Genomic DNA, 12,492 nt, shown 5'->3' on the forward strand with positions numbered 1-12,492 from the left:
CACTCTCCTTATATAGACTGTGGAATATTATGTAAAGTTGCGAAAAACTGTAATTTTTTAAATCAATTTATACGCATTTAGCCTGTAGTTTAGGATTGAAGCTGGTTTTAACTGTTTATATGGCATAAATCGCTTGTTGCTGCGCTCTAGGTCTCTCGTCCGTCTTTTGACACACGAAAACTTCAAGAGCATAATAGGCATCGGCATATTGCAACGGATTCCCACAACATATAGGGTTATGCAGGGTTATAGTGTGTTTTGCACCAGAGAGGATGATAACGAGTGAAAAAAGATTTTCGGATAAAAAATAAGCCCTTTCTAATCTTTAGCTTCGTCCTGCTCTTAAAATGCGCAGTGGCCTGGTTCGTGGTATTTAGTGACGGACCTAATTGGAGCATGCTGCTCACAGAGATTCCGTTCTTCTTTATCGTATTTGGACTCATTGAGTGGATGGCTTCCAAGCGGAAGTTTCTGTATTACATGATTGCGAACTTATTGATTTCAGTAATTTATTTTGCTGTCCTTATGTATTACAAGTATTACGGAATCATTGCTACCTACCACGCCTTACAACAAGCGGATAAAGTTACCAAGGTTGGAGAAAGCACATATTCTTTGCTGGACCCTTATTATTTGTTCATTTTTGTGGATATTGTAGTCTTCATGTTCTTTATGTTCCGTCCCAAATATATTGCGGCCTGGAAAGAAAGAGGCATGAACCGGCGTATGAACCGAACCGCCTTGCTTGGGATCATTAGCGTTTCCCTGGCGATCTGTGTCTTTAATGTTTGGCCGAATCATGCCAGTATGAACGAGAATAAAAAGGCAGAGAGTATGGGGATTCTCAATTACGAGGTATATACCATCTTTGCTGACAGCACAGAAAAGCAAGAAATGATCGACAGCAAAGAAATTACGCAGCAGGCAGTGGACGCTACAAAGGGGATTACGGAGCCAGTCTCTCCGAAGTATTGGGCAGCGGCTCAAGGTAAGAATCTCATTGTAGTGCAAATGGAATCTTTTCAGAATTTCCTGCTTGGCTTAAGCATCGACGGACAGGAAGTGACTCCCAATCTAAATAAGCTTATAGCAAGCGAACATTATTTCAATAACTTCTATACGAATGCGGGGCAAGGTACAACATCAGATGCAGAGTTTGTAGTGAACACCTCGCTATATGTTCCTCATCACGAAGTAGCTACTTCCTCCAACTATATGACTAAAGAACTTCCCAGCCTGCCTAAGCTGATGAAAGCTAACGGATACAATACGGCCACCTTTCACACCAACAGCGTAGAATTCTGGAATCGCAAAACTTTATATAAGGTGCTGGGCTTTGATAAATACTACGATCAGTCCTTCTATGGAGATGATGATCATATCGCATTTGGTTCCTCCGATGAAGTGCTGTTTGCCAAGACGGTTCCTGAATTAAGCAAAATGGATGCTGAAGACAATCCTTTTTACGCGATGGTCATCTCTATGAGTGCTCATCACCCTTATAAAATGCCTGAATCAAAATATAAGATGACGCTGCCTAAGCGGTACGAAGGAACCTTAGTCGGCAACTATATTTTAGCCCAAAATTATGCGGATTACGCCATGGGACAATTCCTAGACGAACTGAAGTCCAGCGGGTTATGGGAAGATAGCGTGATTGTCTTTTACGGAGATCATCAAGGTGTATCACTGTACTCTCTTGATGGCAACGAGAAATCTTTAATGGAGGAAATGGTCGGGCATGAATATGGATATACCGATATGTTCAATGTTCCTTTCATTGTTCATGCCCCAGACTTAGATCAGCCTACTGTGTACACTCAAACCGGCGGTCAGATTGACATCTTACCCACTGTAGCTAATCTGTTAGGCATTTCTATGAAGGATCAGCTCCACTTCGGAGAAGATCTGATGAATCAACAGACCAACCTGCTGCCGGTTAGACATTTTCTTCCCACTGGTTCTTTTATTAATGACACAAGCTTGTACTTGACGGGTGTCGATTATGATGATGGAAATAACTATAATCTAATCGATGGATCTGAAACTGAGGGCGGTTCGACAAAAGAACAATTCGATGCCGTTCAGCGGCTGTTGAATATGTCTAATAGTTATATTCTGCAACGGCCGGATTTATCTTCTACGGAGGATGGCGGACAGAGCAAATAATTGATATAAACGCAAGAATGCCCTTCAGCCATTGGCCGAGGGGCATTCTTGCGTTTATTAAAATAATTAAACCGTTGTTGCAGGTACACTTTCACGAATTGCCTCTTGCTCTACTGGTGCGTTAACCAGCATATACACACGAGATTCGTAAGGGCGTAATGCCACTGTCTCAATCTTCTCGGCAGGGTCAGCTTCATAGTTATTCAACAGCAGCTCACTGGAGTCAAATTCCAAGTCAAACGGAAGATCGAACAGTGCTTCCTCTGAAGTCAGGTTTGACATGACCAGTAATTTCTCATTGCCAAGTGTACGAGTATAAGCGTAGATTCGTTCATCCTCCGGCAGGATCAAATCATAGGTACCATAAACGGTAATAGGATTAGCAGCCCGAAGTGCGATTAGTTTTTTATAATGATGATAGATGGAATCAGGGTCCTGCTTCGCACGCTCCACATTGATCTCCGTGAAATTAGGATTAACCTTCATCCAAGGCTTGCCGCTGCTGAAACCAGCATTCTCAGAGTCATTCCATTGCATTGGCGTTCTAGAATTGTCGCGACCGTTCTTCCAAATAACCTCCATGACTTCTTCATGTGATTTTCCGGCTTCTGTCTCTAAACGATACAGGTTCTTCATCGCCACATCATCATAATCATCCATCGAATCAAATCGTACATTGGTCATTCCAATTTCTTGACCTTGATAAATAAATGGTGTTCCTTGCATTAGGAAATACATCGTAGCCAGCGATTTGGCCGATGCCTTCCAATACTCCCCATCATTTCCCCAAGTGGAAACTGAACGTGGTTGGTCGTGATTCTCGATAAAGAGTGCATTCCAGCCTCTACCCTCAAGACCTTTTTGCCAACGCGAAAGTGCTGATTTCAGCTGCAGAACATCCAAGCCACCTGTAACACTCTTATTCCAAAGGGCTAAATGCTCGAATTGAAAAATCATATTGAATTTGCCCTGCTCCTCGCCTACCCACATTTCCGCTTGATCGACACTGACACCACTGGCTTCACCAACGGTCATAATGTCATAACGATCAAATGTTTCCTGTTTCAGTTCCTGTAATAAATCGTGAATGCCTTCCCGATTCATATGACCCGCACCGGAGGAAACGAACGGAAGATGATCTGGATTTGGCAGATCAGGAAGACCTGAAATTTTCTTAATATGTGAAATAGCATCCACTCTGAAGCCGTCAATCCCTTTATCTAGCCACCAATTGACCATACCGTATAATGCCTTACGTACTTCAGGATTTTCCCAGTTGAGGTCAGGCTGTCTTTTGGAGAATACATGCATGAAATATTGCTCTGTAGCGGGGTCAAACTCCCAGATTGAACCGCTAAAAATACTCTCCCAGTTATTCGGTTCCTTTCCGTCCTTAGGATCTCTCCAAATATAATAATCACGTTTAGCATTATCCTTGCTTGAACGTGCTTCAACAAACCAAGGGTGTTCGTCTGAAGTATGGTTAATGACAAGATCCAGAATCAGCTTCATGCCCCGTGCATGAACCTCGCTTAATAGCTGATCGAAATCGGCCATACTGCCGAACTCCGCCATAATATCCTGGTAATCTGAAATATCATATCCGTTATCATCGTTCGGGGATTTATAAATAGGACAAATCCAAATGACATTGATGCCAAGGTCCTGTAAATAATCAAGTTTTGAGATGACTCCTTGTAGATCTCCAACACCATCGCCATTGCTGTCCATAAAGCTCCGTGGGTAAATTTGATACGCTGTGGCTTCTTTCCACCATGTTCTGTTCAATGTATGCAGCTCCTTCGTATTCATATACCCTCTTAGGAAAATATTTTCCTATTCAATTCACGAATTAGTGATTTTCATCATAAAATTTAAGATTATCGACTAAAAACTATCTATTTAGGGTTTATTTAAGGAAATTATTTTCCTATGCGATCATTATAGGATCTTTTATTTTCCTGGTCAATAACAATCTTTTGGATTCTTGAAGCTATCCGTGATATGCTTGCGATATATTCTAGAACGAATACAAGATTGGAAAGTTATGGTGATATTCTTGAAGGTAAAAATTAAAGATATAGCCAAAATGGCTGACGTTTCAATAGCTACCGTATCAAGGGTTGTCAATAACAGCAAACCGGTAAACGAGGAAGTTCGTAAGCGTGTATTGGAAGCCATGAAACAATTGAATTACCGTCCTAATGTCATCAGTTCAGATGCAGGCAGATCGGATACACCTCTGATTGGTGTCATTATTCCACAGAACAGTAATACCGTGCTTGATTATTTCAATATTGGCATACGTGATCTCGCCGAGCTATATGGTTATGATGTTTTGGTCGGGTTAACAGACGGAAGTGTGAATAGTGAACTTCATTATTTGAACTTATTCCACCATATGGGGACTGAGGGTTATATATATGTAGGCTCGGTTCCGAGTAAGGAGCATTTAGAGATTATTCAAAAATCCGGGTCACCTTGCGTGTTAGTCGGAGAACATTCTCAGATTGATTCGATCCCTTCTGTCCATCTGGATAATGTCACCGCTTCCTATGAAGCCGTTACTTATCTGATTCAAAAAGGACATAAAAGTATCGGCATGATCCGGGTATCTGGAGAGAATGCGGTGGGTGGTGCTCGTTATCGCGGATATCGACAAGCGCTGATGGATGCAGGAATAACCTTAAGGGAAGAATGGGTAGTAGAAAGTGGAATGGCTGTAGAAGATGGAAGCGACGCGATGCGCCGGATTAAGGATAGCGGGGAGTTGCCTACTGCGGTTTTTTGCTCCACAGATTGGATAGCTGTAGGGGCGATGAATTTTCTGATCGATAACGGCATTCGGGTGCCAGAGGATGTTGCGGTGTTCGGATTCGATAATAGCTTTATTGCTTCTGTCGTTCGTCCCAAGCTGTCCTCGGTGGAATATTCCGGAACGGAGATTGGAATGACTGCTACCCGGACCTTAATCAAGCTGATTAAAGGGGAGACTGGTATTCAGCATCATGCAAATGTAGCTCATTATTTGGCGATTCGCGAAAGTACGGGTTAGGGAAAACTTCCCTAACCCTATTTTTAAATCTGAGAATGGTTATTGTGTAAATCCTACACGGGCGCGTTCCCGTCCTTTAGTATCTAGTGTGATGGAACAGACGGAAGTTATGGGAATATAAAGCTCCTCGAATTCTGTCCGATATTTAATGAACTTCTCAGTTACCGTTTCCAAAATGCCTTTTCTAGCGTTAGAGCCATCTACAAAATAAATGGTTACCTCTTTGCCCTGCAAAGCTTCCAGCATCACTCACTTCACTCCTTCGTCCTACAGATTTGTGATGACTTTGTCGATAATCCCGTACTCCACTGCTTCATCAGCTGACATGTAATAATCCCGATCCATATCTTGCATTACCTTTTCCACCGTTTGTCCGGTTCGGTCCGCTGTAATTTGAACAAGCACTTCCCTTAGCTTCAAAATACGTTTGGCTCTAATTGCAATATCACTAGCCTGACCCTGCGCTCCACCATGCGGCTGATGTATCATGATCTCACTGTTTGGCAGCGCATAACGTTTACCCTTGGCCCCTGCTAACAATAGAAGTGAACCAAAGGAAGCCGCCATCCCTGTGCAAATCGTGTTCACCTGTGGTTTAATAAGCTGCATCGTATCATAAATACTGAGTCCCGCCGTTACGGACCCGCCTGGACTATTGATATACATGTGTATATCTTTATCTGGATCCTCAGCTGATAAGAACAACAACTGAGCAACAACACTATTCGCCAATTGATCCTCAATCTCCGCCCCGACAAATACAATTCGATCCTTTAGCAGCCGTGAATAAATATCGTAAGATCTCTCTCCTTGATTCGTTTGTTCAATGACATAAGGAATGTACGCCATGCGTATCTGACCTCCATCCGTTAATATTATTTTGAAATCTACCCTGTAAACGGATTAGTCTTTGGAGAGGATACGGGATGTGGGGAAAATATTATTTTTATGATTGCGTATCTTATTTTCGAGCTCATTCGTTTATTATTAGAAGTAACCGAAATCACTTTACCGGAAAAGGGGTTATGCAGAGTGATCAGCCTTGAGAAGCTTAACGCCGGCCATGAACCGGATGAGAATCATACCATGTGTTTGCAAATGACCCTGAAGCGGTATTGCCTTGCACTGACACAATCCCCGTGGGAAGCCGAAGATTTGGTTCAGGATACGTGGGTCAAAGCACTGGGCTATATGAAGACTTCCGAACATTCGAAGCTGAAGAGCGATGATATGAACGATACAAGTCAAATGAACAACAATACAGATCATACAAGTCGTACGAATTTCAGCTCGCTAACGAATCATCCAAATCCTGAGGCGCTACTCCTGAGGATTGCCAGAAATACCTGGACAGATATTATGCGGCGAAAAGCCACGTTGTCACGGGTGCTGGAAATGGATCAACCACGGACAGAGGAAGCAGCAGGGTATGGTTTATTTGAGATTGAGGCTGCTTTTCAAGCCTTACAGAAGCATCTGTCTCCACTACAGCAAGCGGTCTTCCTGCTTCGCGATGTCTTCGAGCACTCCGGACTCGAAGCTGCGAAAATACTCGACACCACAGAAGGAGCCATCAAAGCTGCTCTGCATCGCGCCCGGCAAGCTCTCCCTGCAGTCAGACAAGAGCTTCTTCAATCTACCGGACCCTCCATTGTGCAGGATACGGAATTACAGATTGCCTTGAATCGCCTTGCGTCCGCCTATGAACAAGGGCAAATCGCCGAGCTGATTGAGCTTGTCCTTGCGGATGAAAGTCAAGAAACTGTTATGGCCGTGTCCAGCCAAAGCTTCCAAAGCTTCCAGAGCGTTCAGCCTTTCCAATCTGACGGATTCAGCTCTATGGGCTGGAACTATTCCGAGCCAGGAATGCGGATGGTGGCTTAGCCTTTCGTGACGCTATTTCGTAATACTGGACTACACTTAGCTAAATGAAGCACATTACGTTACGTTATAACCGAACAAATATTAGTTTTGAAAAGTGTGAGTTTGATGAGATAGGTAAGTTTTGTGAGTCAGGTCAGTTAGTTGTATAGTTGGGTGATGTTTTAGCTTTGAGCTAGTGACGTTGCAAAATGTGCAACAGAATCCATGAAATCAACGCTAAAAAATGAATCTACTGCACTATCTGCAATAGATTTTTAATATAAGTGACTTTTAAGGCGATTTCTCATCTTTTGATTGTATAGAGTGCAATAGAATTAAACTCTGTCTTATTTAGTTTAAATTCTATTGCACAAAGTACAATCACACGAATGAAATCTCCTTACATACCTTCATGCATAATTCATAATTCATCATTTATTTATCATTTATCATTCATCACCTAACACCTATCACTCTTTAGGCACACCCCTGCTTTTAAAAGGAAGACTTCATTTAGACTTATAAATATACATTAGTTGGTGAGGAGTGGCATGATATGAGAAAAATTCTTATCTTAGGCGGCACGCGCTTTTTTGGAAAAAGGTTAGTTGAACGATTACTACAGGATTCCGTAAACGACGTAACGATACTTACACGCGGGGAAACTAGCGATTCCTTTGGAGATCGCATCCACCGGATCCATGCGGACCGTTTCCAAGCCAACGAGCTCGCTCAGGCGGTAGGAGATACACTATGGGATGTCGTGTTCGATAATATTTGTTATTCACCGGACGAAGCGGATCAGGCATGCCGGATTTTTGATGGTAAAACGAAACGGTATATTCTCACCTCAAGTTTATCCGTCTATGATTTCAGCGAAGAAGCGCTGACCGAGGACATTTTCGATCCTAAAGCTTACCCTATCCGCCACGGAGGGCGAAATGATTTTACCTATCAAGAGGGAAAAAGACTGGCGGAAGCTGTCTTTATGCAGAAGGCCACCTTCCCAGTCGCCGCGGTTCGCTTTCCAATTGTGCTGGGAATAGATGATTATACGCGAAGACTTCATTTTCATATTGAGCATGTCCGTAATGAGTTGCCTATTGGTATACCGAATCCCGGAGCATATATCTCCTTTATCCGTTCAGATGAAGCTGCTGATTTCCTATATTGGCTCGGATGTAGCTCTACTATGACAGGACCGTTCAACGCCTGCTCAGACGGTACAATTAGAATTACGGATATTCTCACAATGATTGAAGAAGAAACGGGGAAGCACGCCAGCATCCAGAGCCAAACCGCGGACGAGCATATGTCACCATTCGGAATTGAACAATCCTGGTTTATGGATACGACCAAAGCCCAGTCGGCGGGGTACAAGTTTCTCAATCTAAAGAACTGGTTCCCAGAGCTAGTCAGCTCTCTGAACAAAACCTACGAGGAATAACAGTCAGCACCTTAATAGACCCCTTTCACTCACTCATCATCTACGCAACAAAAAAGCTGTCCCTTAGTAGATTTTTCTATGAAGGAGCAGCTTTTACATTGTACAAAACCTCTGCAAATGTTCAGTTAACTGCACGCTATACAACTAAATCAGGCCGGCCAAGTTTATGTTCGACTTTAGTTGTATTCAGTGCAATTAAAGACTAGCTAAACACCACTGACAGCCATTTCTCGGAGAAATAACTGCACAAAGTACAACTAAACACACATAGAGGAGATCACATCCTTTAATAGCTGTATTGAATACACTTAACGCACAAAAAAAGGTAGTTAGAAGGATCTCCCCTCTAAGCTACCTTTTACGTTACAGAATTAGTGAATCAAGTCGCTCCGATGTGCGGGCAGTCAATCAAACCTTCCCCTATGCGGAGATTGTCAAATAAGAGCGCTCCTCAGGCGTTTCATCGCCAGGTGAGTCACTGTCATCCCCAGCGATAATCTCGTCTACTATGTCCGAATTAATCTTAAAGACGTTGATTTCCTTGAATAATTTTTGTGAAATCTCATTAATCTCAACGGCTTGACGGGCAATGTCGTGGATCGCGTTGTCCTGTTGCACGCTAGAGGCATTCACTTCCTGAACCCCTGCCGCAGTTTCCTCAGCAATGGATGCCACGTTGTGAACAGACTCTGCGAGTCTACGATTCATAGTCTGTGTCATATCTACCTTGTCATGGATTTGCCCAATCTGCTTACTAATCTCAACGATCGATTCATCTATCGCTTCAAATGAAGACAACGTTTCTGCCACTTTTTGATCCTGCTCTTCAAGGTTTCCTTTGGTCTCCAGCATATATTGCTGGAATTCATCCATCCCTGCTTGCAGTTCGTTAATAATCTGACTGATATGTACGGAGGATTCTTTGGTCTGATCAGATAATTGTCTCACTTCATCAGCTATGACGGCAAAGCCCTTTCCATAAGCTCCCGCCCGCGCTGCTTCAATCGCTGCATTTAGAGAGAGAATATTGGTCTGGTTTGAAATGTTTGTGATCGATTTGGTAATTCTGGAGATATCCTTCGATTGGTCGCTCAATTTGGTTAAAGCAAGATATACTTTATTCACAGACTCACGGGAGTGCTCTGATACCTCTCGCAAAGCAATGACCGATTCTGAACCTTTCCGTGTATTGTGATTAGCGGTTTGACTTGTTGAGAGCATAACCTCGGTATATTCCGTAATTTCATTAACTTCCCGTTCCAGTTCCTGAATCAAGCTTGCGCTCTGCTCAGATTGTCCGGCTTGCTGCTCAGCGCCTACAGAGATTTCCTGTATTGTGCTTACGATTTCTTGATTCGTATGAGCGGTAATCGATGAAGATTGTTGAAAAGAGTGCGAATAAGTCGCGAGCGAAGAAGCTACGGATTGAGTCTGCTGAAGCATCTCTCGTACCCGCAACACCATATGGTCAAAATGATGACTTAAACTTCCAAGTTCATCATGATATGGCGAATTAATCTGCTGCCGCAAATCACCCTCAGCAATTTTACGTAGAGCCGCTTGCAACTTATTTATAGGATTCAGAAAGGACCGAATAAGCATAACCGCAATAACAAGTGTGAAAACAAATACTAATAATGCGGCATAAGTCCCCATAGAACTGGTCAGATTTAACAAATCAAAAGAATAATCTTGGGCTCTTTCTGCGTTCTCTGCTGCTGCGATGTATAGTTTCTCATTAGTCTCCAGCATCTCTTTATTCATAGCCAATGCTTTCGTATGTAATTCATCTATTCGTTCCAGTACGGCCATGGGATCAAGCTGCTCGTCCTGTATCGTATTCACTAATCCGTCAAAATAACCCGTATACCCTCCAATTTGATTACGTAGCTGTTCTAACTCCTTAGACGCTGGCGAATCTGCCTCAAATTCCACTTTACCCAATTGTTCCATTAATTTTGTCTGTTTGTCCTTAAAGGGTTGGGTAAACTCTAAATCGCTAGAACCTGCTAGAGAGGTTTCCACACCGTTCATTTCTTGAAGCAGTTGAGTAATGCTGGATACTGTAATTCTTTTTTCCATCTCCATTTTTTGTGTTTCCATAGAGATTTCTACTTGATTGATTTTATAATTTTGGTATAGCGCTACCCCTAGAAAGAATAGTACCACGGCAGAAAAACTCAAGATCAACTTCCACTTCATTGATAGATGCATAGACCTAGCCTTCAACAATATCATCCTCCGTATAAAGCCTCATATGGCAATAGGTACTTTTTACTAATATCTAAATTGTAGAAGCTGTACATTAAATACCGGACACAGTTTTGTATGAGAAATGTAAATTTTGTCGAGTACACGTTCACAACTATCCTATTGCCATTGACGTAACGTTAAGTGCTAAAATACTTCTCATAGCGCGCCTTATCAATCTTTAGAACAGAAGTTGTCTATGAGTGGATTTGTACCATTGATAAGCTTTCTACACAAATCGAGCTGAAGAGTCGGACGTTGCGTCACACTGGGAAGCACAAGGATTATTTGAAAGTCACCGTGAAGCTAGCTCGGGTTGGCGGATTTATGATGAACTCGCAATCCTTGCTATCCATATCACCGCTTTATTAAGAAAGAGGTAACGATAGTCCCAAGGGTAGCTGAAATGAGTATGTATTAAATCTGCTCGAACCTATAAAAAAGAAAGCATAGAACAAAACGCTCTCCTTTGCCCATCATGGCATTGGAGAGCGTTTTTATCCTCATCAAGAAATACGATGATAGCTTATGATTGACTCAGCTTTAACAGCTTCGCTAACACTCGAGCTATTTCTTTACGAGTCGCTGCAGATTTGCGTAATGGTGATGTAAACATTCTCTATGCAGTAGCTGGAGTAATTTTCACAAATATAAATCGTGTAAGAGGCCCGACTAATAGAATTTGCAGTGGAAGTGCAACCATGAAATTCTTACCTATTGCAGACAGATAAGCCATCGGTAGTTCCGAGGTGAACCCTACATGAAGAACTGCGCCATAGAAGGACATAAACAGCACCATTCCGGTTACCATAAAAAAGGAGATGAACATGATTTTTTTGATCATCGGATCATTCTCTTTTACCAGCTTATATGCGATCCCTTTCGCAACTTTACCTACAACAAAAACATCCAGAATAAATGCAATTACAAACGCAGGTATGTAGCCGATGATAACATCTTTAACTAATGTACCTGACCAGCCCTCCATCAGAGCTACATTGTAAATACTCATACCCAGCACCATCAAAGCACACATGATGAATGTAAATAATAATGCTTCTTTTTTGTTTCTTCCCATCTTGTTCTCAGACTCCTTAGTGTTCCCTTAGTATTGTTATATTGTCAACTCGGATTACAATATCACAGTGCCTTAAACTAAGTCAACCAAGTTGACAATAAATATATATGACTTATACTTGGATTAACGAGCGATGATTTAGGAGTGTTCACATGGATAACCATCTGCAAGAAATGAATCTAATTGATTTACTCAGCGAGAAGCATCTAGCCTTACGTAAAATAGTGACCGACCAAGACCCTGACCAAATCAACAAGACTGAATCCCATATCCTAGCAGTTCTTGAAACACATCAAATGCTCTCGATCTCGGAAATCAGTAGAATTATTCATATTTCAAGACAGGGTACGCATAAGAGCATTCAAGGACTGTTATCCCGTAACTATGTGGAAGCCGCCCAAGTCAAAGGAAATCAACGTGATAAAAACATCATCCTTACCCAGAAGGGGATTGAATGCAATCAAAGAATGATGATCACCAAAATCGAATTAGAGCAAAAAATCTCTAACAAGCTTGGGGCAGCTAACGTAGAGCTTCTCAAATCTTTGCTAAAAGAAGAATGGATTTAATCTCCAGCAAAAAAAAGACGCAGAGTTGCCCATGATATGCTCCCATCATAGTAGACAGTAG

General features: G+C 42.2%; 10 protein-coding genes. 5 read left to right on the forward strand and 5 right to left on the reverse strand.

All coding sequences use genetic code 11. The features are described 5' to 3' along the window. The first annotated feature begins 282 nt into the window (after positions 1–282). Entirely contained in the window at positions 283–2,169 is a 1,887-nt protein-coding gene (locus CA598_RS25390; RefSeq protein WP_094878322.1) for an LTA synthase family protein, read from the forward strand. A 66-nt stretch (positions 2,170–2,235) separates the two neighbouring features. Here CA598_RS25390 and CA598_RS25395 read toward each other — a convergent pair whose 3' ends face one another. Beyond that, the gene (locus tag CA598_RS25395) at positions 2,236–3,957 is read right to left on the reverse strand and encodes a glycoside hydrolase family 13 protein (RefSeq protein ID WP_094878329.1); all 1,722 of its coding nucleotides are present in this window, start codon (positions 3,955–3,957) and stop codon (positions 2,236–2,238) included. Between the two features lie 271 nt (positions 3,958–4,228). Here CA598_RS25395 and CA598_RS25400 point away from each other — a divergent pair, with 271 nt between their 5' ends. After that, positions 4,229–5,224, forward strand: a complete 996-nt coding sequence (locus CA598_RS25400) for a LacI family DNA-binding transcriptional regulator (protein ID WP_094878330.1) — start codon at positions 4,229–4,231, stop codon at positions 5,222–5,224. Positions 5,225–5,263: 39 nt separating this feature from the next. Here CA598_RS25400 and CA598_RS25405 read toward each other — a convergent pair whose 3' ends face one another. Together CA598_RS25405 and clpP are read right to left on the reverse strand one after the other, a co-directional pair. Next, positions 5,264–5,470 carry a hypothetical protein gene (locus tag CA598_RS25405; protein WP_094878323.1) on the reverse strand — a complete coding sequence of 69 codons (207 nt, stop codon included), beginning with the start codon at positions 5,468–5,470 and terminating at the stop codon, positions 5,264–5,266. Between the two features lie 21 nt (positions 5,471–5,491). Next, positions 5,492–6,073 (reverse strand): ATP-dependent Clp endopeptidase proteolytic subunit ClpP, encoded by a 582-nt coding sequence (gene clpP / locus CA598_RS25410; protein WP_094878324.1) that lies wholly within the window; start codon positions 6,071–6,073, stop codon positions 5,492–5,494. Positions 6,074–6,172: 99 nt separating this feature from the next. Here clpP and CA598_RS25415 point away from each other — a divergent pair, with 99 nt between their 5' ends. Further along, on the forward strand, positions 6,173–7,108 hold the full coding sequence (locus CA598_RS25415; RefSeq protein ID WP_094878325.1) for an RNA polymerase sigma factor: 936 nt from the start codon (positions 6,173–6,175) through the stop codon (positions 7,106–7,108). A gap of 535 nt (positions 7,109–7,643) precedes the next feature. Then, positions 7,644–8,534, forward strand: coding sequence for an NAD-dependent epimerase/dehydratase family protein (locus CA598_RS25420; protein WP_094878326.1), 891 nt, complete (start codon positions 7,644–7,646; stop codon positions 8,532–8,534). A gap of 420 nt (positions 8,535–8,954) precedes the next feature. Here CA598_RS25420 and CA598_RS25425 read toward each other — a convergent pair whose 3' ends face one another. Then, positions 8,955–10,748 (reverse strand): methyl-accepting chemotaxis protein, encoded by a 1,794-nt coding sequence (locus CA598_RS25425; protein ID WP_218832626.1) that lies wholly within the window; start codon positions 10,746–10,748, stop codon positions 8,955–8,957. 655 nt (positions 10,749–11,403) lie between these two features. Then, positions 11,404–11,862, reverse strand: coding sequence for a DUF2798 domain-containing protein (locus tag CA598_RS25430; RefSeq protein WP_094878328.1), 459 nt, complete (start codon positions 11,860–11,862; stop codon positions 11,404–11,406). A 152-nt stretch (positions 11,863–12,014) separates the two neighbouring features. On the opposite strand from CA598_RS25430, the gene CA598_RS25435 reads away from it, so the two are divergent. After that, positions 12,015–12,431 carry a MarR family winged helix-turn-helix transcriptional regulator gene (locus CA598_RS25435; RefSeq protein ID WP_094870921.1) on the forward strand — a complete coding sequence of 139 codons (417 nt, stop codon included), beginning with the start codon at positions 12,015–12,017 and terminating at the stop codon, positions 12,429–12,431. Positions 12,432–12,492: the final 61 nt, after the last annotated feature.

Source organism: Paenibacillus sp. VTT E-133291 (assembly GCF_002264395.1).
GTDB lineage: Bacteria > Bacillota > Bacilli > Paenibacillales > Paenibacillaceae > Paenibacillus_AQ > Paenibacillus_AQ nitricinens.